Raw genomic sequence first — 25,003 nt, 5'->3', positions numbered from 1 at the left:
TTTGCAAGAAGAAAGGAAGTTTTATGAGTACTTTATACGAACAAAGAAACAAAATTATTTCAGCATTTTTAATTGCCGCCTTTATTGGGCTATTTAATGAAACAGCACTTAATATGGCTTTTGTAGAACTTGGGAAAGATTTCGGTAAAGATACATCGGTTATCCAGTGGTTAACGACGGGATACTTATTAACACTCGGTATTTTAGTCCCTGCTTCAGCATTTTTAATGCAGCGCTTTACGACACGCCAACTATTTACGGCATCTCTTGTCTTTTCAATTGCAGGGACGGTCATATCGGCGAGTGCACCTATTTTTAGTGTGCTACTAATCGGACGTATCGTACAAGCGATAGGTGCGGCTATTATTTTACCGCTTATGATGACTGTTATTTTACTTGTCTATCCGATTAATAAACGCGGTGCAGCGATGGGGAAAATTGGTTTAGTCATTATTTTTGCACCAGCGATTGGTCCAACTATCGCTGGTTTAGTAATTGACCGATTATCATGGCACTGGATTTTCTGGCTATCAGCGCCGTTTTTAATCATTTCGCTATTAGTCGGTTTAAAATTTGTGCGCAATGTCAATGAAGTACAAAAAGTGAAATTCGATGTACTGTCATTTATTTTATCGACAATCGGTTTTGGAGGCATTGTATACGGCTTTAGTATTTCAGGCAAGCTCGGAACATTTTTGGCCCCAGAAGTAATAGTTGAGGTTGTAATAGGTGTAGTGGCACTAATTATTTTTGGTTTGCGCCAAGTGAAGATGGAGCAGCCTATGTTAAACTTAAAAGTCTTTAAATATCCGATGTACGTCATTGGGCTAGTGATTCTTTTAGTATGTATGATGACGATTTTATCAACAATGGTGTTACTACCAATCTATTTACAAAATGTATTATTGCTGGCACCTGTATTTGCGGGTCTAGTACTGTTACCAGGTGGGGTTATTAATGCATTTATGTCAGTTGTGGCAGGTAATCTATTTGATAAATTTGGACCGAAGCAAATGGTGCCAATTGGTTTACTTATGGTGATTGCGCCATTGATTGTCTTGCGTGGTATTGATGCTGGGACTTCGCCGTATTTAATTATCGCGATGCATATTATTATGTTTGTAGGTATTTCGCTTGTTATGATGCCTGCCCAAACAAATGGCTTAAACGAATTACCACGTGAGCTTTATGCGGATGGTACAGCGGTTATGAATACACTACAACAAGTGTCAGGTGCGATTGGTACAGCGATTGCCGTTACGATCATGTCGATTACATCAGCAACGTATGCGACAGGTTCAATTGAAGGGATAGTTCATGGGGTACAAAATTCCATTACGTTTGGATTAGTCATTTCCATTATTGCGTTAGTGCTATCATTCTTTATCAAAAATGTACGTGAACAGGGTTAAATAGAAGATGGCAGTTTAATAGGAATCTGCACACTTTCCACGGGTAAGCCGGGAGAGTGGTGCAGGTTCTTTTTTATGGAATCGTAAAGTTGTTTCATATAATTATGCTCCTTAGGATTTATCGCTATGGTGCTCCCTTTCCGCAGCCATCAGCTACACTGTCGCACCGCCGCGCTAAATCCTTGTTTAAAGTGCAGCGCTTTGAAAATCTCTAAGCGTGGTAACACGGTAGGAGCTTTTCGGGAAGTGCAACTAAACGGGCGCGAATGAACTTTTCTTAGCTGGGAAGGGGATTTTTGGTGATATGGTCAATAGAATCGGAAATTAGGTCAATAGAATTCGAAATATGGTCAATAGAATGGAAAATAAGGTCAATAGAATAAGGTAAATACTACAGAAAAGTAGGAAGCCACTATTCGGTATGTGAATAGTGGTTTTTTCTTGACCTCGAGTGAATTTTTAAGGATTAGGTCAATAGAATTCAAAATTAGGTCAATAGAATTTTTGTGCATTGTCACGTGTCCCTATTTTTGGTATACTAATGTGTGTTGTAATGTTTGGAATGCAGGAGGTGGACGTATGCATACGTTATTAGTAACTTTACTCATTATCGTTGCTTTAGGGTTAATCGTAGTTGTTTTATTACAATCAGGTAAAAGCGCTGGTTTATCAGGGGCCATCTCTGGTGGAGCAGAACAACTTTTTGGTAAACAAAAGGCACGTGGTATGGATTTAGTTTTACACCGCGTGACAATCGTTTTAGCTGTATCATTCTTCATTTTAGCTTTAGCGATTACTAAAATCTAATATACTTGAAAAATTAAACGCCTAACCGAGCATGGTTGGGCTTTTTCTTTTATAATGATAAATAGGAAAAGTAAGTTTTGTCTACATAGCAAAATCTAAGTTAATATTGCACTATAATGGTAGTAGTTTATTCATGAAAATGACGGAGGAAGCGAATAATGAAAAGAGCACAATCGCAACCATTTTTCTTTGAAGCAGGGAAACGCGCAGTACTGCTATTGCACGGTTTTACAGGCAGCTCAGCAGATGTACGTATGCTCGGCCGTTTTTTAGAGAAAAATGGATATACTTGTCATGCACCGCATTATAAAGGACATGGTGTGCCGCCAGAGGAATTACTCGGTACGAACCCAGAAGATTGGTGGCGTGACGTGTTGGCGGGCTACAATTTCTTACGAGAAAAAGGGTATGAAGAGATTGCTGTTGCTGGTCTTTCGCTCGGTGGCGTTTTTTCGTTAAAGCTAGGACTAAATTTTCCTGTAAAGGGCATTGTAACGATGTGTGCACCGATGACGATGCGTACAACAGATATTATGTTTGCAGGTGTCCTCGACTATGCAAAACAATATAAAAAACAAGAAGGAAAAGACGAAGCGCAAATCGAAACAGAATTGCAAGCGATTCGCGAGCAAGGTATGCCTTCATTAACAGCTTTACAACAGCTCGTACAAAATGTGCATAGTGAAATTGACTTAATCTATGCCCCTATTTTTGTTGTACAAGCAACACACGATGCAGTCATTAATGCAAATTCAGCGAATATGATTTACAACGGAGTGGAATCCTTAAAAAAATCGATTAAATGGTATGAGCATTCAGGCCATGTCATTACATTAGATAAGGAAAAAGATCAGCTTCATGAAGACGTTTATGCTTTTTTACAATCACTTGATTGGAACGTCTAATGGTTGAAATAGATAAATTTCTCGTATAGAGGGAGGGACAACGATGACACAAAAAAATGAATTACAACAACGCTTATTGGCGTTTATGAAAGAAGAAGAGTATAAGCCGCTAACAGTTTCTGAAATTGAAGAAGCTTTTGAATTAACTGAAGCGGATGAATTTAAAGAGCTCGTTAAAACATTAGTGAAAATGGAGGCGCAAGGATTACTTGTGCGCTCACGTTCAAATCGTTACGGCTTGCCAGAACGAATGAATTTACTACGCGGACGTTTTATCGGACACGCAAAAGGTTTTGGTTTCGTTTCACCAGATGAGGAAGGAATGGATGATATTTTCATTCCGCCACATGAAATTAACGGAGCGTTAAACGGCGATACAGTACTTATTCGCGTATTAAAAGAATCATCAGGTGACCGCCGAGAAGGAACAGTAACAAAAGTTGTAGAGCGCGGTAAAACAACATTTGTCGGCACATACCAAGCTAACAGAGGCTTTGGCTTTGTCATTCCAGATGATAAAAAAATGAATATGGATATTTTCATCGCCAAGGAAGATGCGCTTGGAGCGGTTGATGGGCATAAAGTAGTTGTAGAAATTACGAACTGGCCAGATGAAGTAAAATCAGCGACCGGCATGATTACAAAAATTTTAGGGCATAAAAATGATCCAGGTGTTGATATTTTATCGATTTTATATAAATACGATATTCCACCTGAATTCCCACAAGAAGTAGTCGATGCAGCTGGAGAAGTGCCAGACGAAATTTCGGAAAGCGATTTAGTTGGTCGCCGTGATTTACGAAACGAAACAATCGTCACAATTGACGGCGCGGACGCGAAAGACCTAGATGATGCGGTAACTGTAACGAAAAATAGTGATGGCACATATAAGCTAGGCGTGCATATCGCAGACGTAAGCTATTATGTAACGCAAGGCTCTGTGCTTGATTTAGAAGCGTACGAGCGTGCGACATCTGTTTATTTAACAGACCGTGTTATTCCGATGATACCGCACCGTTTATCGAATGGGATTTGTTCGTTAAATCCACAAGTAGACCGTTTAACATTATCTTGTGAAATGATTATTGATGGTAGCGGACAAGTTATTAAGCATGAAATTTTCCAAAGTGTCATTAATACGACGGAGCGTATGACGTATACAGACGTGTACCATATTTTAGAGCATGCAGATGAACATCCGGAGCTAATGGAACGTTATGAAAGCTTAGTGCCGATGTTTAAGGACATGGCAGAGCTAGCACAAATATTACGCGGAAAACGTATGGCGCGCGGTGCAATTGATTTTGATTTTAAAGAATCGAAAGTGCTCGTGAATGAAGAAGGTTGGCCGACAGATATCGTGTTACGTGAACGTACTGTGTCAGAGCGTTTAATTGAGGAATTTATGCTCGTGGCGAACGAAACAGTAGCGGAGCATTTCCACTGGATGGAATTACCGTTCATTTACCGAATTCACGAAGATCCAAAGCCTGAAAAACTGCAGCGTTTCTTCGAGTTTGTGACGAACTTCGGTTTAGTTATTAAAGGAACAGGCAACTCTGTTCATCCGAAAGCGTTACAAGAAATTATACGCTCGATTGAAGGCTTACCAGAAGAGCCGGTTATTTCTACGATGCTACTTCGCTCGTTACAACAAGCAAAGTATTATCCAGAATCACTTGGTCACTTCGGTTTATCAGCAGATTACTATACACATTTCACTTCACCGATCCGTCGTTACCCAGACTTAATTGTGCACCGTTTAATTCGTACGTATTTAATTAATGAAGATACATCGAAGGAAACGGTATTCCAGTGGAGTCAGGTGATGGACGAAATCGCGGATCATACGTCAGAGCGTGAACGCCGTGCTGTTGATGCAGAACGCGATACAGATGCACTGAAAAAAGCACAGTTTATGTTCGATAAAATTGGTGAGGAATTTGAAGGTATGGTTTCCTCTGTGACGAACTTCGGTATATTCGTGGAGTTACCAAACACAGTAGAAGGCCTCGTGCATATTAGCAATATGACAGATGATTACTATCGTTTTGATGACCGTCAAATGATGATGATTGGAGAGCGTACGGGTCGCCAATTCCGCATTGGGGATGAGGTAACGATCCGCGTAGCGAATGTAGTCATTGAGGAATCGTCTATTGATTTTGAAGTCGTTGGGATGGTGACTTCATATGGCAGCCGCCCACGCAAAGTAGTGCCGAAAGTAATTCACGCAGGTCGCAGCGAGAAAAAACGTGGCGAGCGTTCAGACCGTCGTGACAATAAAAAGCGCGGTGGCCGTAGCGAACGTAGCGGCAGTGGTGAACGAGATAGTCGCAAATCTAGCGAGCGTGACCCACGTGGCAGACGTAAAGACGGCAAGGTGAATGAGAAGCCGAAATTTTACGAAGGCGTTGCCAAAAAAGGCAAAAAGAAAAAAAGAAAGAAATAATTGATGGCCCCGGTAAAACGGGGTAGTTCACTGTGAGGTGTACAATATGGCAAAAGGTACAGGCAAAGTATTAGCACAAAACAAAAAAGCTGGTCATGATTATTTTATTGAAGAGACAATTGAAGCAGGTATGGTCCTAACAGGTACTGAAATCAAGTCCGTTCGTGGGGGCAAAGTACAGTTAAAGGATTCCTACGTCCGTATTAGTAACGGCGAAGCATGGATTGCTAATATGCATATTAGCCCATTCGATAAAGGGAACCGTTTCAACCATGACCCGCTACGTAGCCGCAAGCTTTTACTACACAAAAGACAAATTAATGAGCTAGTCGGCTCTGTTAAACGTGACGGCTATACAATCGTCCCGTTGAAAATGTACGTAAAGGACGGCTATGCGAAGCTATTAATCGGCGTTGGTAAAGGGAAAAAAGACTATGATAAACGCGATGATTTACGCAAAAAAGAAGCGAAGCGTGATATGGAGCGAGCATTCAAAGATCGCAATCGATAAGTAACCGTGATGAATTTCTGAAGTTCGAGCGAAGTCTAGCTTCAGCGCCCAGCCCCTCGAGGTCGCTTCTGCCCCTCAATCGAAAGCGGGAAAGATGCTTTCGTTAGATGGTCATCCAGCGCTTGTCGGGGCTAAGCAGGGCGCTTGCGCTTTTTAATGTGTCTAGCTTCAGCGGCCAGCCCCTCGAGGTCGCTTCATGCTCTCAATCGATAGCGGGAAAGATACTTTCATTTAAGTGCCTGCAAGCAGCTGTCGGGGCTTAGCAGGGCGCTTCAGCATTTTAACTAGTAGCATTATTTGCTACTAGTTTTTTTGTTGAGTAAAATAATGGAAAGTAGGTGTGGGAAGGGGAGAAAGTAGTGAGGAAGCTATTATTAGCGTGTAGCGTATTATTGTTAGCAAGCTGTACAGAAAAGGAACAAGAATCGGTTGAGAGTGAAACGAAAATTGAAACGGCGATAGATGACCAGCAAGAGGAACAAGGGCAGCAAGAGCAATCTAGTATTACGCCAAACGAACCTTATAATGAGCAGCTCAGCAAAGTCATGGCTGATCTAGCAAATGAGTTTGATTTTTTGCCAAGTACACATACATTTTACGATTACCCATTTCCTTTAGGGCTCGTTTATGCTGAATTATTTGATGCAAATGCAGATGGGCAAGAAGAATTGTACGTACTACTCAAAAGCAATACTTATTTATCCGATCAACTACTTCATCGCAGTTATCCGGGCTATATACAAGAAATTTGGCAGACAAACCCGGATGGTGATGAGGCAACACTACTGCACTATCAACTAGTAAAGAAAGATTCATCAATGGAAGGGCAAACATCAGCTGTATTGAATAGCGGGCTAAAAGGTCGTGAATTTACGATCGATTTAAAGTCTGCTCCACAGGCGTTGAGCAATGTGATGCATCAATTGAATACGAATAGGAACAGTTATTCGATAGAGGGTGAGACTGCGGACGGAGATGCTTTAGCCCAAGTCGAAAAAGTATTAAATGACTTAAAAATGTTCCGTTCAATAGATATACGTAATAGTAAAACATATACGAGTCTTGCAACATCATTAATTCTTTATGGTTTAGTTGAAAATGATGCGCCTTACTATTCATATTTTGTTGGTTTTAAAGAAGATTCTATTGTTGAAGAAATGAAAAACCGTTTTAATATTACTTTATCAGCTGCTGACATGAATCTTCCTGAACCATCAGAAGATGACCCATCCAACTTCTTCACATACAAGGACGGTGTATTTTATATTCCGCCAAGTGATTATTATCGAGATGAAGTATTTCGGCATATCGAGCAAGTCGTGAAAGTTTCAGATTCGGTATATTATGCTCGTCTTCACGATATAAGATTCGATAGTTTGAATTATACGACGGGGATAGATGATTGGAACTTTGATAGTAGCAAATATGCCAATGCAGCAATTGAAGATTGGCCAGAAGAAACAAAACCGTTCTTAACGCAAGCATTGCCTATGTATGCAGTCGTGAAAATCGTTGATGGTGAGGCTAAGTTGCTTTATCAAGGGTACTTGGATTTGACGGATGAAGAGTTGGAGAGTTTTTAAAAATTGTAAAGAGCTGAGTGCATCATCAAAAGCGTATACATGGCACACTATACTTCGAGCGGATGCTTTTCCCTGGATGTGGCTTCAGTGTCCTCATCGCTGCGGTCCGCTAAAAAAAGATCGTTTATGTCAAATGAAAATGTTAGAAACTAGTAGTATTATTTGCTACTAGTTTTTTCGTTGTGTAAAATATTGGTAAAGAGGCGGCGGAAGGGGGAAAAAATAAGTGAAGAAATTATTTCTAGCATGTAGCGTACTTTTGTTAGCAAGCTGCACAGAAAAGGAAAAACAATCGGTTGAGAGTGAAACGAAAATCGAAACTTCAACTGAAGAACAACAAGCCGAACAAAAGGGGCAACAAGAAAAATCTAGTATCGTGCCAAGCCGACTTTATTCTGAACAGCTCAGCAAGGTTATGGGAGAATTAGTGAATAAGTTTGGATTTTTACCAAATGGTCATACATTTTACGATAATCCACATGCAGTAGGGCTCGTTTATGCCGAGTTATTTGATGCTAATGCAGATGGACAAGAAGAATTGTACGTACTAATAAAAAGCAGTTCTGATATAAATGATGAGCATCGCAGGTATGCAGGCTATATGCAAGAAATATGGCAAGCAAACCCAGATGGTGATGAAGCAAAAGTGTTACGCTCCAATTTTATAAAAGAAGACCCAGCAATTATCGGTCAAACAAATGCGGTCATGAAAAGTGGACTGGATGAGTATGAATTTAAAATTGATTTACAGACTGCAGGTGAAAAAATAATAGAAGTGATGGATCAGCTATCCGTTCCAATGAACAGCTACATCACAAAACCTTCCACTATTGAAAAAGATATAGAAGTACAGATCGACAACGTCATTCAGGATTTGAGAAAGTTCGGATTTGTTGATACTCGAGAACGTAATCGTTATGAAAACTTAGCTGCTGCATTAATATTAAATAATTTAGTCGAACCTGATGCGCCGCCGTATTCTTACTTTATTGGGTATAAAGTAGAATCCATTAACGTAGAGCTAGAAAAAAGGTTTAACATAACATTAACTGCAAATGACATTCATATGCCTGAGCCTGATGAAGATAAACCTTATGGATTCTTTACGTATAAAGATGGTGTAATTTACATTCCACCAAGTGATCATTACTCAAATGAGGTATTTCGAACACTAGAGCATGTGGTCAAAGTTTCGGACGATGTGTATTATGCCCGAATTAATGAAATCCATTTTGACAGTATGACTTATATGGATGTATTAGGTGATTGGAATATTGATCTCAGCCAATATAAAGATACTGAATTTAATAACTGGCCAGAAGAAGCAAAGCCATATCTAACACAAGTATTGCCAGTATATGCGGTTGTGAAATTTATTGATGGAGATGCGAAGTTATTGTATCAAGGGTTTGAGAATTTAATGGATGAAGAGTTGGAGAGTTATTGAGGATTTGAGGATGCCAATATTGCGCGTCAACCTCATTTTATAGCTGTTCGTTAGGGTAATACTTCAATTCGGTTAGCGAGGAATATATTGGCGTTAATAAAATCAAAGTCATTACTTGAAGTTTGACTATGTTTGCCTTATAATGTGACTACAGTGCCAGTGAGCATCTACTTAACACGATGCTCGTTTACAGACTGCATTACGCAGATCTGACCGTAAACCGTTTTGGAAGTTCAATTCATTTTGCTTTCACCGGATGGCTTTGAGACACAATGTGTGTAGCAAAGACCGCATATTCCGGGGACGTTACGGATTCGACAGGGGTGGTTCAAGCTCTGGTCGCGCGTCGGAGGTCTCGGCTCCGTCATCAACGGAAGTTATATAATAACTGGCAAACAACAAAATTTAGCTTTCGCAGCGTAAGCTCGTAAGCGCTCTGCCTCTGCATCGCCCATGTGCAGTACGTAGGGCCCAACTTTAGTGGGATACGGTCGGTAGTGCCGCTTGAGTCACCGGCAAGAGATTTCCAAGCTAGCGTGCAGGACGCCTGTTTACCGGCATAATGCCACGCGAATTGCAAATAGGTAAACTACACGCGTAGAAGCCGGCGTATTGGAGCTTCTGGACGCGGGTTCGACTCCCGCCGTCTCCATACTATGAAATGTACTGAATTTCACTGAGTGCCATAAATGTTGATATATCAACGTTTATGGCGCTTTTTTAATACCTTTGAGTTGTCCTCGAGTGGATTGAATCCTTATTAAAAACCTTATTAACCTTTGTTAAACCTTTGTTAGTAATTACTCTTTTTCAGGACCAATCATGAAGTTTGTAAACTTATCAATTGTCTCTGCCTTTGCTTTTTTTGTCACGTGAGCATAAACCTCTAATGTAGTTTTTACATCTTTATGACCAAGGCGATATTGTACCTCTTTTATCGTTGCTCCAGCTTCAAACAATAATGAACAATGTGTGTGGCGTAGCCCATGTGTAGTAATGTAATCAAGGTTATGTTTTTGAAAAATTGCTGAAAGCCATTGAACTGTTTTATTTGGATCTTGTAGCACATTTTGCTCATTTGAAAATACTAGCTGCTTTTTAGTATTCGTATTATAACCTTTTGTTTTATAGACCTCTGATTGTTCAATTTTCCATTGTTTTAATAGGTTAGACGTTTTTTCATCTACTTTATTTGTTCGTGACTCACCATTTTTTGTTGGCCCTAAATACAATCCTAACTTTCCACGTTTTATAGCTTTAGTGATACGAATCTCTTGTGCATCAAAGTCGATGTCTTTCCATTGAAGAGCAAAAGCTTCCCCTTTACGCATTCCTGTAAAAGCAAGCAGATGGAATAGTGTAAAGCGTTTCAAATTATTGCCTTGCTCAACGCATTGTAAAAACTGAATCAATTGCTCCCGCGTATAGAAGTTTTCATACTCTTCTTCATCATCATCTAAATCAATTTTTGATTTATTGATTGGCATTTCAACTAAGTCGAAGGGATTTTTATCGATTAAACCATGTTTAATGGCGTATTTAATTACTAAAGCAGCATAATTTTTAACCATACGGAATCGTTGCAATTTTTTTGCCCACTGGTTAACATACTTTTGGCAAATAGCCGCATCAATTTTAGCAATTTTATAATCCCCAAAACTCGGCAGAATATGATTTTTAAAAATTCGCTCCGTTTTTAGTAAAGTACTATCTTCCACGGTGTTTTCATATTGCTCCATCCATAAATCATAGACATCTAAATAGGATTCAACAGATTTTTTACGAAATGTACCATTACGAATTTCATGTTGAATTTGTGCAAGGGTCTCTTTTGCTTCTCGCTTTGTTTTAAAACCGCTTCGAGTAGTTGTTTTTTCTTTGCCTGTTAATGGATCAACACCGATGTATACGTGGAATTTATAGCGTTTTTCGTTGTTTTTTAATGTGTAACTTTTAATCGTTGTCATTTTGTAAAACCTCCAAGTTCGTGCTTACGGAGACTTTGAGGCTGTAGTATTAATTACTACGTTTTAAATTATATTGTATTTAAGAAGACTGGACAAATAAGAGAAGAGAAAAAGCACCTAGAATTGACAAGGATTCCAAGTGCTTTATGCTATTATTCTGTGTCAAGCATTCAAAGTTAACCAAATTCCACCAAGTATTTTCACATTAAATTTTACTTTAAGGAACTATTTTGGACAGTGACTTACTAGTAAGATGACATATCTCCAATAGTTGAAATGTTTTTTTATAAAAATCACCATATTAGTAAATATTATTTTCGGCTAAGTAAGTTAGTAAAGAATTTAGAGTATTAATTTTAACTTTTTTAGTTACATGCACATAAAAATGATCTGTTGTATTCGTTTTTTCAATGTGTCCCAATCGTTGTTGAATACTGATCAAACTGGCTTCAGCTTCAGTTAATTGTGTAGCGTGAGTATGACGTAGACCATGTACAGTAATATATTTTAAATTAAGGACATCTAGCGCTTTACGCAATAACTGATTCGAATAATCAAGTTTTATGAAGTTATTTACTGAATTGCTAAATACCAATTGTTGATCTGGTGATTTAATAGGAATCCCTATTTGAATAAAGAGATTTTTTTGTTCCTGTTGCCATTTCTTTAGCACTTCTAATGTTTGGTCATCCAAAACAATATTCCGACTGCGTTTTCCTTTTGTTAGCCCTATATTATTTCCTTTGTTGTGTTTCGAGTAGGAATATGCCTCGTATATCTCTAATGTTTTTTCAGAAAAGTCAATGTCGGACCAAGTTATAGCGATAAGTTCGCCTTTTCGCATCCCTGTAAACATTAGAAGGCGAAGTAAAGCGTATGATTTTAAATCTAGTTTCTTACAGTAATCTAGTAAAACTTTGAAATCTTGAATTTCCAAATAATTATCAGTTTTCTCTTGAACTTGCTCATTCGGAATTTTCGCGATTCTAAAAGGATTTGAATTGATATAATTATATCGCACTGCCGCATCCATTACATCAGATGCATAATTAACGATGTGATGAAAGTACTTCAATTTTTTTGATAATTGTACAGCAAATTCTTCACAATGTTGTACCGTAATTTTTGCAACCTTCATGTCGCCAAAAAAAGGAATAATATGATTTTTGAAATAGCCCTCAGTTTTCGAGTACGTACTCATTACTATTCCTGATTCCTTGTATAGTACATCCCATTCTTCATGTACGTTAACAAATGATTTACGATTATTTTCAGGTACCTGTCCGTTATTTAATCCATACTTTAGTTTATCTAATGCAATCTGTGCCTGCTTTGCTGTTGCAAATTTGCTACGAGTTACAATTTTATCTTTTCCAGTAAGTGGATCAACTCCAAGGTACGCTGTAAAACGGTATAATGTAGCGCCATCTTGTAAAGTGTATGGCTTAATTGCAGGGTGATATTTTGATTGATTTGTCATGTTTAAATTCCTCCATAATATTTTGTTTTGTTAAAAACTGTGTTTTTGCATAAAATCATTTAATGTTGTTTTAGAAACTCTCCTAATTCTTCCGATTTCTACAATTTCTAACCCCATTGCGCGGAAGGACATTAGAGTTTTGTATGAGACATTTAGATACGATGCTGCGGTTTTTAAATCCATCCACTCAGATGGATTACAGTTGCTTACTACATTTTTGCTAGTGTTATTTTGGGGCATCTAGATACTTCCTTTCGAAATAAGTGACTTGAACTTTTTACTTGGACACAAGTTGCATAGATGATACTAGGAAATGTTTCATATTCGAATAGCTGCTGTAAAAATATTTTCTAATAATACTTGAGTAGAATGGATGACATGTCCGATCTGGAAACATGATACTCGAAGATGTTTCATATTCGAATAGAGTGAATGAAAAAAATATAAATTTGCCTAACAAAAATAAAAATCAATACCAAAATTAAAGAAGTTTAAGTTCTAAAATGAATATTTAATTATTCAATTGGAACGATTTTAGGGTTTAAGACGATAAATTCTCTTTGTCCCGATTTACCACCCTTATCCATTTTGATATATCCGCGTTCTTGTAAAGTTTTAAGGGTTAAATCTAAATGATTAGCAGTGGCAAACGTTTTTTTTGTATTTTGCCATATTTCTTGTTTAGGGATTGAAATGCTATCTAATTTATTAAATGCTTCTAAAATTTTTTTTAATAGAAATTTTGCGTTATCGTAAGATACGTTGTTACGCATAATTCCAAAGGCTTTCTCGGTATGAGCATCAAAGTAAGCTTTTAATTTAAGAGCGTCTACTAATGTCTCAGCATCAATAACAGTAGGAATATCTTCTTTGCTATTAGCATTAAGTGCATGTTTTGATACGTGTAATAGACCAGCAATACGTAACAAATTCCCTACAATTTTCCCGCCCCATCCTCTAAGTTGTCCGTAATAAATTTGATCTGGTAAAAATGCTTTTTCTACTTCGAACTCAAATTGTTTTAGTATTTTATATGCGTTTTCACCTAACTGAATCGAAATAGGATGTTGTTTTTCGAAGTTTAATAACTTATAGATAAAATTGTTATATCTTTCTTCTATTTCTATTGGAATAGGTGAAGCATTAAACACATCTCGTTCGCCCATAAAATCTTTAGGAACTGAAATTAAAAATCGTGGAATTAATCCACGGTCGATAATTTTTTGAGGCATGTCTTGAATAACTGTAGGCTGTGCAGAAATACAAATCGTCAGTAACGGTTCGATTAAACGTTCGGTACTTCGAGAAATTCGATCATTGCGTAAAGGATCGCCGCTATAACACTTTAAATAAACATCTACTTTACTCGCATCATTTTTTTGGAAAAACTTTATTCGTTCAAATAAATCACCTTCAGATGAAGCAATCGAAATTCGTTCTTTATTTTCAACTAATCGTGAAACAATTGCTTCTTCGGTTGAGTTGTCTAGAAGAAGAGCTGGCGTAGACGTAATACTAAGATTCTCTTTTTGATCGTAATATGGTTGTAATTCATCTAAAGTTTTCTTATCACCAGTTCTAGCATATTTGTTTTCTAAATTATCAATTCGTTTTTCAAGTAATCGAAGGTCTTTAATAACCTCTGCATTAATTGATTTATGAGTATCAATAAGTTGCGATTCTAACTTAATGATAGGGGACATAAAAAAATTAAAAACAGCCGATTTTCGATTGGATGATCCCATTAATATGGCTGTATAAGTATTCAATGGTTCATGCCACCCTGAGAGGGGTTCTACCGAAAATTTTTTTTGTAAGGCTGTTGATAATGCACCTAGCAAACACATTGCAGGCAAGTCAACAGGTGTTTGTGTAAAATTACTAACTGCTAAAATCGTATTCTGCAAAAAATCTGGAAAAATACTGATGTCGAAAGTTTCTAATTCAATCTCGTCGAATTCAATTGGATCCTCCCATTCAAATTCTGTTATGGATGCTGTAGTCACCTGTCTTTTTAAATCGTGATAAAATCCAAAGCTTTCTCCGATTGGTGCATCATTAGCTTTGATATTGTTTTTGTTGTGATTTTCTGTGTTCATATAATCCTACCTCCAATAAATTTTAAATATTCTAGCTCATGTATAATTACGTTTTAAGACCAAAATTAAAAATTATTAAAAAATATTTTTTTTTTACTCATTGAGTTTGGTTATAGAAGGTATGTATAATTTTTTTATATTTATTTCTTATTTGGAGTATTAGTATGGTAACGGGGAGATTCTTTTTGGCTTCATTATTTTGGGTTGTGTTAATAGAGGAGCTATATCAATCGATTTCATATATATAAATGTACACAGAGTTGAATGTGCTGAAAGGATATTCATTACATTAATTAATGACTATGTCTAAACCCTACACTAAGTACCTAATCGATGAGAAACCATTAAAATATTAAAGTTACTTTAGGGGAACTAATTACCCTAAGGGGGACTATGAAGAAAAAAAGTGTAGAGATTGATTCTCTACACTTTTTGCTAATCGATTTGTAGTAAATTGTTAACATTCATTATTGTGCTAAGAATATTGAAATAGAAAATCTTTAAGCTAATGTATTTAAATTAGGCACATAAATTTAAACAACCGCGCTGTTAAATTTTCAACCCACATCATAATATATGTAGCGACTTAATACTAATAAAGTAATAATATATATTTTTAACTTAAAAGTTTAAATTTACTATACTTATGATGTATCAGTATGAGAGTATATTTTCGCAAAAATTAATCCTCGAACAATTTAATTATTTAAATTATACATCCGCTTCAACATTTCCATTTTTTTATTGGCATCGGCTTTACTATAATCGCTGTTGTTAAAGCTATCTTGATATGTTTTTTGTTTTATTAAAGTTTGTTGTTTCCTGTCCATAAAAGAAGGTTTAGCCAATTTTCCTTCTTCCAATTTTAGCCTTTCCAACTCTTGTTGTTCTGCTATAAATGCTTCTTTTGCGGCTTTTAACTTCTCAGCATACTTTGATTGCATGTCCATTTCGACATTTAGGTCCGCTAGGGTAAGAGAATCAGCGTCTAATTTAAATGCTTGAGAAAATGTTATTGTGTATGGATAACTTAAAAAATAGGCTTTAACTGGTGTTGTGTTTGATTGTTCTAATACATGAAACACTTCTACGGCAATCGCTTGATTAGCTGGTGTGATATACATAATGCTTTTTACTATTAAATCAGTTTTTGGAAGTTTTAATACTTTTTGTTGTTCAACTATAGGGGCTAATTGTGATAAAAAACCTTGCCATTGTAAATCAGCTTTCTGTGATGTTAAAGCTTCACGTTCTGTAGCCCATAGCACTAACGATTGACCGTCAATATCAATTCCTAAATGACTGCGTTCAATAAAAAATAGTGGTTCATAACCTATAGATTCATAATAGTCTTTTTGTTTTTGGATGTTTCTTGCTGTAGTAATATCGTTAGTACTTGATATGTTCGTTAAAACGGTAATGGCATATTTGTGATCGTTAATTATTAATGAAATGTCTGGGATGTATTTGGTGAATAAAGGGTTTAGGTAACCATAAGAATTATTAAGAAATGGATATACTTTCGATAAAACATCAAACTCATCTTTCATTATAGCTAAAATTTGTGGATGTCGTGGTGTGTCATTTTTCTTTTGATTTACATACTTGGTGTAGCGTGCTTCGCTTTTTTTGGATTCCTCACAACTTTCTCCGTGCAAATGTGAGAAATGTTTCTCTCGCTTTTCACCACCTTTTACATATAGTTTAGCTTTACAATAGGGGCATAGAAATGTACCTTTTTTCGCAATCTGTTTATGATTTTCAAATTCAGTTTTAGACAAGTTTAGCGGAATAATATAAATTTTTGCATCATTTGTGTGCCATGCTTCTCTCATAGTCGGCCCTCCTATAAAATGGTATTGATAAAGTATACGAGTAATTTAGGGGAAGGTTTCATTATAGAATCAAATTTTTGGTGAGAGGTTTCAAGTTTTAAATATAATCAATTTCTCTATTGTCTAGGTAATAGTTATAATTGTATTAAGAGTGAAGATGGAGGTCATAAAATGGAATACTCAGCAGGATTAACAAGTGAAAGATGGTATCAACAAGACATTGAGTATGTTCTAGCCTTATTAGAGCAAGGGTTAAGTAGAGCTGAAATTCGAGAAGTTATCTTAAACGAAAATCCATTTTTAGTGAAAACAGAGTCTGCCTTACAAAAGCGATTTCAGTTAGTGTATAAAAGAGCTATTAGTTTAACTAACAAGCATAGGAGCTTCTATTTGACAGGTACTAAATACGATCAAAAAGCATTAATTTTATATACATTTCTAAAGACATATCGGTATGCATATGAAAGTTTATACGAATTAATTATTTATCGCTATCAACAGAAAAATAAGCAATTGGTTTTAGCTCATTTAGAATCATTTATGGAAGAAAAGGAGCTTCAGTCTGAAAAAATTGCAAACTGGAGCGAAGTTTCAAAGAAGAAGATCAATAATACACTTCTATTGTTTTACAGTTCAAGTGGTATAATTGACCTAAATGATGGAGTCTACTCAATTGCACCATTACATGTAAGTCCACGATTAAAAGAATACGCATACAAAAATGACCCATTATTAACGGCAATAATTACGTTACAGGTAGGTGGAAATATTGACGATTTATAAACGACTAGAACAATTAGAAGCACGAATTCATCAGGAGGGTTTTACGAAGCCTACTGGGATAGGTAGTGAAATTCCACATTTTGTATTTGATTATCCAGCAGAAGATGAATTGATTGTTCGTACTTATACAGAAGGCTTACTAAAACGTTCGCCATTAAATATTAAGGAAATCAATTTATTTCAGTTTCTGCTCACATTATTTGAAGACGATTTAGAAGAACTCATCGAATTGGCAGAAGAAGAAGGGCATGAAGAACTATCTCAAGCGATTCAAACAGTACTTGAAGACCGCACGTTATTAGTAGAAAGCTTTATTGCACAAGCTGAAGATGCTGAACTTATATTTATTACAGGTGTAGGTACAGTACATCCGTTTCTTCGTTCTAGTCATCTATTAAAAAAGTTGTCTAATCATGCGTATAGAAAGCCATTAATATTGTTCTACCCAGGACATTTTACGGGTCTCGACTTACGCTTATACAATCAATTCCGTCACGAAGACGAATATCAAATTACACGAATTTCATAGGGAGTGCGTTGAATGATCATTAAGGATATTTTTAAAGAAGATATTAATCGCCCTATTAACGGTGTTGTACAGGCTGGGCAAACAGACGAGGAAACGATTCACACAGAGTTAAGGGAATACGTTGTCACAGATGAGATTTTAAATAGCTTAAAAGATTTTTATAAAAACTATGAAGGCGTTTATAAAGTGCCTACAAAGGACGTAGGTGTTTGGATATCTGGTTTCTTTGGTTCGGGTAAATCGCACTTTTTAAAGATTCTTTCATACTTACTAGATAACAAAGAGATTAAGGGTCGTGCGCCATTTGAGTATTTCGAGGACAAAATTAAGGATGACGCTTTATTAGCGGCGATGCGTCGAATCGGTGCTAAAGAGTCCGATGCACTATTATTCAATGTTGGCTCTGAGGCAAGTACAAATGCGACGCGCGGCAGTAAAGAAAGTATTATTGAAATCATTTTACGTATTTTCAATGAGCATGTGGGCTATTCAACAACACTTTGGGTGGCGGATTTTGAGCGCCAATTAGAGCGTGAAGGGAAGTACCTTGCTTTCACGAATAAAATTGAAGAACTATACGGAGAAACCTGGAAAGACTATCGTTTAAAATTCCGTATGCGTTTTGGGAAAATGATTGCGGCATTAACGGCGATTGGCTATGACGAAGCATCAGCTGATTTTATGGTACGTAATGCGCAAAAGGAATTTAGCATTTCAGCGAAAGAGCTAGGGAAACTAATCGCTGAATATTGTGAGTCAAAAGGTTCAGATTACCGTTTAGTATTTCTAATCGATGAAGTAGGTCAGTACATCGGTATGGACAACAATTTAATGCTCGACTTACAAAATGCAGTGGAAGAAATCGGTGCTGCAACAAACGGACAAGCTTGGATTGCAATTACGTCTCAAGAAAGCATTAAATCAGTGGCAAATGTAGTCGATACAACGAGCTTCTCGAAAATCCAAGGCCGCTTCAAAACACGTATTAATCTATCGAGTTCAAATACAGATGAAGTATTAAAGCGCCGCTTATTAGAAAAAAATGAAACAGCTAAGAAGACACTTGAAACGATTTATGAGCCAAATGAACAATTAATTCGTAACCGTCTATCTTTTGATAAAGAAAAAACACAATACCGTTCAGCTTACCGCACTACTGAAGAATTTGTTGCGATTTATCCGTTTGTACCTTATCAAGTAGAACTATTACAAGCTGTACTTGAAAAAATCGGTATTCACGGTGAAGGAAGTTCTTACGCATCAAGAGGGGAACGTTCACTGTTAAAATCATTCCAAGATGCAGCGATTAAGCATAATGATGATGAGCTTGGCACATTAGTAACGATGGCAGAATTTTACCCAACGATTCGTCAGCACTTAGAGTCAACGATTGTGCAAACGATTACGAAAGCAGAAAACCGAGCAGCGAATAATGAAGGTCTGTACTTAGCAGATGTTGATATTTTAAAAGTCCTTTACTTAATTAAAGGAATTGATCATATTCAAGCAACACCAGGTAATATCGCGGCTCTCCTTTTAACGCGTATCGATGCTGAGCAAAACGAAACAGCCATTAAAGAATCGTTAAATCGTTTAGAGCAAACGATGTTTATTGAAAAACATGCGGATGGTACCTATTCATTCCTTTCAGATGAGGAACAAGAAATTAATAGTGAGATTCGCAACGTAGACATTAATGTAAGTACAATTAAGGAAAACTTAGCAGGGACATTTTTCTCTGAAATTTATGATAAGCCGAAATTTAAGAATAGCAATGGCTTTATCTTTGAATATAATAAGCGATTTGATAACTACTCGAAATCAAATATGAAATACCCGTTAACGATGCAAGTCATTACAGGCTCTATGTCGCCAGCAGAAGCGGCTTTACAATCGGTTGAAGGACAAATGGTTGTCTATTTAAACGAAGAGTTAGTGGTGGAGGCGGAAGAAGCAATTCGTTTATCAGAACAAATTCAGCGTTACGTATCTGCAAAGCGTAATCCAAGTACAACACAAGCACAGCACCGCATCTACGATACAAAATTAGCAAGTGTCGATGATTATGATAAAAAAGCAAAAGAACTATTAGCAAAAGCTTGTGAAACAGCAACGTTCTATATTCAAATGCAAGAGCGTACTTTCCGAGGAAGCTTTGAGAAGCAAGTGAATGATGCATTTGAAATGCTCGTACAAAACACGTATAAATATTTAGAGTATATTGATGAGCCAATTCCGATGAAGAATGTTACAGCGGAATGGAAACGTGTATATGAGCAAGGGATTGCCCAAGATTTACTGAATACAACAGGGAATATTCGAGCGTATAATGAAATGCTTCGTTATTTAGAAGAGCTGATTCGTTTACATCAAAAGCCATCATTAAAAGAGGTACTAGATAAATATAGCCAAGTACCATATGGTTGGACAGAAATTGATACAATCGGAATTTTGTTAGCGTTAATGCATGATAGTAAATTGAAATTTACGATTACAGATGAACTATTTAGCCCAATTATCGCAGCGGACTTCTATACAAAGTTAAATCGTGTAACAGATCGCGATAAAATCCGTGTAGTACCTGAAATTGAAGTTGATCCGAAAGTACGTCGAGACTTCATGGCATTATATAAAGATTTATTTGGTCGATTAGATTTTGGGGATTCCTATCAAGAGTTTGCAGACGCTTTAACTGTGGCAATTGATAATCATTTTAGCGAACCGCTTCAAAACATTACGGATCGCTATCAGCAAGGTAATTCTTCACAATATCCTTATCCTGAATATACAAAAGTAGTTGCAATATCAAATGACATAAAGCGTCTATTGCAAATTCGAGAACCGGAACAGCTGGTGAAGGCTTTTATAGAAGCAGAAGATGAATTGATTGATGCTCTAGAAGAACTTGAAGATTTAGCTGGCTTTTACTTAAATGCACCAATCAAGCGTTTTGATGAAGCGGTACAGTTTTTAAAAGCTATCCACAACGATTTAACACATACACAATCAGATGAAGTGAAAATATTAAAAAAACAGTTAACGGACATTTTAGTGAAATCAGAGCCGTATCGTGATATTCCGTTAATTCCGTCAATCATTGAGAAGCTACAGCGGGCAATTGTAAGTGAAGTCGTTGAACATAAGAAAGCAGTTGGTACTCAAATTACACAGCTGGAGCAAAAATTAAGTGAGCTACAAGAATACTACTCAAATAACGAAGCGGTAAGTAGCTTAATTGCTGAAAGGATGCCTCGATTTACGAATGCACAGCAACAACTTCTAGCAGCTGATAGTTTAATTATGGTTCAAATGAAATTAAGTGAGCTTCGAGATGTGACAGCACAAATTCAACAAGCTGCAAAACATAAAGAAGATGTATTACTTCATTTATTGAAGAAGCCAGTAGGGGAAACACCAACTGAGGCTACACCACCGCAAGTTTTACGAGAAAAGGGTACAAAGGTTATTTCATCGCAAACCCTACGCGGCATGTTAGTTAAAACAGAAATTCAAACACAATCAGAATTAGACGATCTATTAGCAGATCTAAAACAGCAGCTATTAAGAGAGTTAAAAGACAACACGTTAAAATTTGAATTATAAAAAGGCGGGGGATTTCCCCTTCCTTTACATATAAGAGGTGAGCAAAATTATGAATAAAACCGCATTGAAAAACTTTGCAACTTGGTCACGCCGTAAATTAATTGAGCAAGTCCAAACAAAAGCCCTTTTATACGGAATCGATGAAAAGAACGGTTTACATATCGAAGAACAGTTTGGACAATTATTAATTAATGGACAAACGTATCCGTTATCGATGGAAAGCGCTTTTAAGGCGTTACAAAAACAGTTAGAGCAAAAAGGCTATAAACAAATATTAGAAGAAGCAGCTTATACATGGTTTAACCGAATAATTGCCATTCGCTTTATGGAAGTACATGAATACTTACCAGAGCGAGTGAATGTGCTATCAAGTAGTGTCGGACGAGTAGATCCAGATATTTTATTTGAATATGACACGATGGACTTAACTATTAAGCATAAGGAAATAAGTTCGCTAATAAACGCTGGTAATACAGAGGCGGCATACCGTATTTTATTTGTGGCACAATGTAATGCGTTAAATCGCATTTTGCCATTTATGTTTGAACCGATTCAGGATTTTACTGAGTTACTATTACCAGACTTCTTATTAGATGCAGAATCAGTAATTAAAACACTTGTACAAAATGAAGAATTAACAGAGAGTTTTGCTGAAATTGAAGTGATTGGTTGGTTGTATCAATACTATATTGCAGAAGAAAAAGATCGTGTCTTTGCGCAAAAATCGAAGTATAAAAAAGAAGAAATTCCATTTGCAACACAGTTATTCACACCTAAATGGATTGTGCAATATTTAGTGCAAAACTCACTTGGTCGATACTGGACGGAAGCACATAGAGAAGATGAAGATTTAATCAACAACTGGGAATATTTCATTAAACATGAAGAAGAAAATTTCTACGAAAAAATTGCACCATATGTGAATAAAGAATTAAAAGTAGAAGATATTAAGTTACTCGATCCTGCCATGGGAAGTGGACATATTTTAGTTTATGCTTTTGATGTATTCCATGAAATTTATATGAAATGTGGCTTTCCAAAACGAGACATTCCACGTTTAATTTTAGAAAATAACTTATACGGATTAGATATTGATGATCGAGCATACCAATTAGCTGCATTTGCGGTTGTCATGAAAGCTGCTTCGTACTCTAAACTATTCTTACGTAGTGTGGAGCGTGAAGGTATTCAGTTAAACTTGGCTTCAATTCAAGAAACAAATCATATTTCAAATGATGTGATTGCCTATATCGCACAGCAAAAAGTTGGTGAGCGACACTTCCAAATAAAGGGATTCTTCGACCAGTATTATAATGCGAAAACATATGGTTCTTTAATTAACATTACAGAACGAGATATTTCGTTTATTGAAGAAAGACTTGAACAAATTAGAAATAATCCAGTGGAAGATTTATTCGATGAAGAACAACATGAGATTGCCAAAAAGGTATTACCCGTATTAGTTCATCAAACAAAGATTTTGCGGAATGTATATGAAGTTGTCGTTATGAACCCACCATATTTAAATAATAAAGGTATGAATGCCAGCTTATCGGGTTTTTTAGAGAAATATTATAACGAATCGAAGCTAGACTTATTTGCGGCATTTATGGAGAAAAGTATAAACTTAGCGCATTCTACTGGATGGGTTTCAGCGATAACAATGGAGTCGTGGATGTTTTTAAGCGGTTTTGAAAAATTACGTACTAAATTAATTGGAAATAGCACGTTCGATTCCTTTGTTCATATGCCATACGATGGTAAAGGCAGAACCAGCTTAGGAATAAATTTTGGTACAGTTGCTTTCTCTTTACGTAATATTAAAATTGAAGATGTGCAAGGTGTATATCAAGCACTACGCTATTTTGAAATTGATGATGAGGGCTTACCGCTTGCTTTTCCAATAGTAAATGAGAAATATAATATATTAGCACAATATGAATTTTTACATTTACCTTCAAAGCAAATTGCTTATTGGGCTAATGAAAATACACTAGCTAAATTTGAAAATAGATCATTGAGTGATATCTCTATACCGAAATTTGGTATGTCTGTTGGTGGCGGAGTGGATTTTATTAAAAATTGGTATGAAGTAAACATTAATAGTATTGGTTTTAAATATAAAAGTTCAGAGGCATTTAAGCAGTCAAAGAAAAAATGGGCTCCGATGGATAAAGGTGGACCGTACCGTAAATGGTACGGAAATAAGCTTAATATCGTGGAGTGGGGTAATGATGGTGAAAAAATTAAAAATAATCCAAGAGCAGCTGTACGTAGTCCGCAATACTTTTTTAAACCACATTACTCTTGGACGTTAATGACTTCAGGTGAATTTTCAGCACGATATTTTGAAGATGGCTATATTTTAGATACAGCTTCAAATTGTATTTATTTCCATGCGAATGAATTGAAGCCACTAACTTTAGCACTTTTAAACTCAAAAGTTAGTCGAGTATTTTTAGATTTGTTGAATCCGACGATGAACTATAGTTGTGGTGTAGTTGGACAAATTCCTATTTTGGTTGAAGAAAATGATGAAATTGAACAATTAGTGAATCGTAATATTGAAATCATGAAGGAAGTTTGGGATTATAATGAATTATCTTGGGAATTCAAAAAAAATCCACTTTTATTAAAAGTGACAACAAGGTTAGCCGAAAGCTTTGCTAATTATGTAAATCACATTGAATCATTAAAGTTAGAACTTCAATCAAATGAAGAAAAAATTAATGAGTATTTCATTAATTTATATTCTATGAATGATATTTTAACACCAGATGTTCCACTTGATTCAATCAGTATTGATGTACCAACATCTAAATCTGTAGCGCGTGATTTATTGTCATACTTTATCGGCTGTAAATTAGGTCGATATTCAATAAAGGATGATGGAATTTATTATGCAGGTGGAGATCAGGGGGCGAGCGCTAATGCAGTACTAAGATCGGTTATTATGACTGAAGTGCCTTATTTTGAAAATGATATTATGAAGCTATTGAATGAATTTTTAGTGCAGACCTTTTCAGCAGAAGCAGTCGATGAAAATATTGAATGGCTTGCAGATGTACTGGAAATGAAAAAAGGAGAAAACGCAGAAACACGTATCCGTCGCTACTTCCTCGACGAATTTTTCGCTGACCACTGTAAAATGTATTATAAACGACCGATTTATTGGCTAATAGATTCAGGTAAACAAAAAGGCTTACGTTCATTAATTTACATGCATCATTACCAACCAGATACAATGGCATCTATCCGTTTCGAGCATTTGCAAGAAATACAAGCAAAATATCAGCAAGAGATTGCCGACTTAGAAACTCGTTTAGTAAATGCAAATTTAAGTGCATCGGATAAGAAAAAGCTAAATGCTGAAAAAGTGCAGTTTGAAAAGAAAATTGAAGAACTTCGTGATTTTGATAAGCGTTTAGCAGAATTTGCAACTGCTGCTTTACCAATTGATTTAGATGATGGTGTGAAGGTGAACTACGAGAAATTTTATTGTGGTGGAAAAGGTGTATTAGCGAAGATTAAATAGTTACTGAGGATGAAACATCCGTTATACTATGTTTATAGTGTAGCGGATGTTTTAC

Annotated in this window: 15 protein-coding genes and 1 other RNA gene; 12 read left to right on the top strand and 4 right to left on the bottom strand. The window is 36.3% G+C overall.

Annotated features, from left to right (window positions below):
- Positions 1–23 precede the first annotated feature (23 nt).
- From AAFN87_RS13675 to ssrA, 8 genes are all read left to right on the top strand, one after another.
- A complete protein-coding gene (locus tag AAFN87_RS13675; RefSeq protein ID WP_347791639.1) occupies positions 24–1,412 on the top strand; it encodes a DHA2 family efflux MFS transporter permease subunit in 1,389 nt (462 codons plus the stop codon).
- 579 nt (positions 1,413–1,991) lie between these two features.
- The gene (secG, locus tag AAFN87_RS13670) at positions 1,992–2,219 is read left to right on the top strand and encodes a preprotein translocase subunit SecG (protein WP_347791638.1); all 228 of its coding nucleotides are present in this window, start codon (positions 1,992–1,994) and stop codon (positions 2,217–2,219) included.
- Between the two features lie 158 nt (positions 2,220–2,377).
- Positions 2,378–3,124 carry an alpha/beta hydrolase gene (locus tag AAFN87_RS13665; protein ID WP_347791637.1) on the top strand — a complete coding sequence of 249 codons (747 nt, stop codon included), beginning with the start codon at positions 2,378–2,380 and terminating at the stop codon, positions 3,122–3,124.
- Between the two features lie 43 nt (positions 3,125–3,167).
- The gene (gene rnr, locus AAFN87_RS13660) at positions 3,168–5,576 is read left to right on the top strand and encodes a ribonuclease R (protein ID WP_347791636.1); all 2,409 of its coding nucleotides are present in this window, start codon (positions 3,168–3,170) and stop codon (positions 5,574–5,576) included.
- 46 nt (positions 5,577–5,622) lie between these two features.
- The gene (gene smpB / locus AAFN87_RS13655) at positions 5,623–6,087 is read left to right on the top strand and encodes an SsrA-binding protein SmpB (RefSeq protein ID WP_347791635.1); all 465 of its coding nucleotides are present in this window, start codon (positions 5,623–5,625) and stop codon (positions 6,085–6,087) included.
- 359 nt (positions 6,088–6,446) lie between these two features.
- The gene (locus AAFN87_RS13650) at positions 6,447–7,670 is read left to right on the top strand and encodes a hypothetical protein (protein ID WP_347791634.1); all 1,224 of its coding nucleotides are present in this window, start codon (positions 6,447–6,449) and stop codon (positions 7,668–7,670) included.
- A 226-nt stretch (positions 7,671–7,896) separates the two neighbouring features.
- Complete coding sequence (locus tag AAFN87_RS13645) at positions 7,897–9,117, top strand: hypothetical protein (RefSeq protein WP_347791633.1); 1,221 nt, start codon at positions 7,897–7,899, stop codon at positions 9,115–9,117.
- A gap of 299 nt (positions 9,118–9,416) precedes the next feature.
- Positions 9,417–9,772, top strand: a transfer-messenger RNA (tmRNA) gene (gene ssrA / locus AAFN87_RS13640).
- Positions 9,773–9,917: 145 nt separating this feature from the next.
- On the opposite strand, the gene AAFN87_RS13635 is transcribed toward ssrA, so the two are convergent.
- From AAFN87_RS13635 to AAFN87_RS13620, 4 genes are all read right to left on the bottom strand, one after another.
- Positions 9,918–11,084 carry a site-specific integrase gene (locus AAFN87_RS13635; RefSeq protein WP_347791632.1) on the bottom strand — a complete coding sequence of 389 codons (1,167 nt, stop codon included), beginning with the start codon at positions 11,082–11,084 and terminating at the stop codon, positions 9,918–9,920.
- Between the two features lie 301 nt (positions 11,085–11,385).
- Positions 11,386–12,564, bottom strand: a complete 1,179-nt coding sequence (locus tag AAFN87_RS13630) for a tyrosine-type recombinase/integrase (protein ID WP_347791631.1) — start codon at positions 12,562–12,564, stop codon at positions 11,386–11,388.
- A 515-nt stretch (positions 12,565–13,079) separates the two neighbouring features.
- Entirely contained in the window at positions 13,080–14,663 is a 1,584-nt protein-coding gene (locus tag AAFN87_RS13625) for a YfjI family protein (protein ID WP_347791630.1), read from the bottom strand.
- 698 nt (positions 14,664–15,361) lie between these two features.
- Positions 15,362–16,498: a competence protein CoiA family protein gene (locus AAFN87_RS13620; RefSeq protein ID WP_347791629.1), complete on the bottom strand. Its 1,137-nt coding sequence runs from the start codon at positions 16,496–16,498 to the stop codon at positions 15,362–15,364.
- A 171-nt stretch (positions 16,499–16,669) separates the two neighbouring features.
- On the opposite strand from AAFN87_RS13620, the gene AAFN87_RS13615 reads away from it, so the two are divergent.
- The 4 genes from AAFN87_RS13615 to pglX are packed head-to-tail and all read left to right on the top strand — an operon-like array spanning position 16,670 to position 24,948.
- A complete protein-coding gene (locus tag AAFN87_RS13615; protein ID WP_347791628.1) occupies positions 16,670–17,281 on the top strand; it encodes a BrxA family protein in 612 nt (203 codons plus the stop codon).
- Positions 17,259–17,810, top strand: a complete 552-nt coding sequence (locus AAFN87_RS13610; RefSeq protein WP_347791627.1) for a BREX protein BrxB domain-containing protein — start codon at positions 17,259–17,261, stop codon at positions 17,808–17,810. Before AAFN87_RS13615 ends, AAFN87_RS13610 begins: the two co-directional genes overlap by 23 nt.
- 12 nt (positions 17,811–17,822) lie before the next feature.
- Positions 17,823–21,413 carry a BREX system P-loop protein BrxC gene (gene brxC, locus AAFN87_RS13605; RefSeq protein ID WP_347791626.1) on the top strand — a complete coding sequence of 1,197 codons (3,591 nt, stop codon included), beginning with the start codon at positions 17,823–17,825 and terminating at the stop codon, positions 21,411–21,413.
- Between the two features lie 49 nt (positions 21,414–21,462).
- On the top strand, positions 21,463–24,948 hold the full coding sequence (gene pglX / locus AAFN87_RS13600; protein WP_347791625.1) for a BREX-1 system adenine-specific DNA-methyltransferase PglX: 3,486 nt from the start codon (positions 21,463–21,465) through the stop codon (positions 24,946–24,948).
- Positions 24,949–25,003 lie beyond the last annotated feature (55 nt).

The organism is Solibacillus sp. CAU 1738 (assembly GCF_039888725.1).
Lineage (GTDB): Bacteria > Bacillota > Bacilli > Bacillales_A > Planococcaceae > Metasolibacillus.
Note: the sequence above shows the minus strand (reverse complement) of the source record. Positions and strands in the feature narration are given on the sequence as shown.

Coding starts and splice junctions, on each gene's coding strand:
- AAFN87_RS13675 (WP_347791639.1), top strand. CDS start 24: ATGAGTACTTTATACGAACAAAGAAACAAAATTATTTCAGCATTTTTA.
- secG (WP_347791638.1), top strand. CDS start 1,992: ATGCATACGTTATTAGTAACTTTACTCATTATCGTTGCTTTAGGGTTA.
- AAFN87_RS13665 (WP_347791637.1), top strand. CDS start 2,378: ATGAAAAGAGCACAATCGCAACCATTTTTCTTTGAAGCAGGGAAACGC.
- rnr (WP_347791636.1), top strand. CDS start 3,168: ATGACACAAAAAAATGAATTACAACAACGCTTATTGGCGTTTATGAAA.
- smpB (WP_347791635.1), top strand. CDS start 5,623: ATGGCAAAAGGTACAGGCAAAGTATTAGCACAAAACAAAAAAGCTGGT.
- AAFN87_RS13635 (WP_347791632.1), bottom strand. CDS start 11,084: ATGACAACGATTAAAAGTTACACATTAAAAAACAACGAAAAACGCTAT.
- AAFN87_RS13630 (WP_347791631.1), bottom strand. CDS start 12,564: ATGACAAATCAATCAAAATATCACCCTGCAATTAAGCCATACACTTTA.
- AAFN87_RS13625 (WP_347791630.1), bottom strand. CDS start 14,663: ATGAACACAGAAAATCACAACAAAAACAATATCAAAGCTAATGATGCA.
- AAFN87_RS13620 (WP_347791629.1), bottom strand. CDS start 16,498: ATGAGAGAAGCATGGCACACAAATGATGCAAAAATTTATATTATTCCG.
- AAFN87_RS13615 (WP_347791628.1), top strand. CDS start 16,670: ATGGAATACTCAGCAGGATTAACAAGTGAAAGATGGTATCAACAAGAC.
- brxC (WP_347791626.1), top strand. CDS start 17,823: ATGATCATTAAGGATATTTTTAAAGAAGATATTAATCGCCCTATTAAC.
- pglX (WP_347791625.1), top strand. CDS start 21,463: ATGAATAAAACCGCATTGAAAAACTTTGCAACTTGGTCACGCCGTAAA.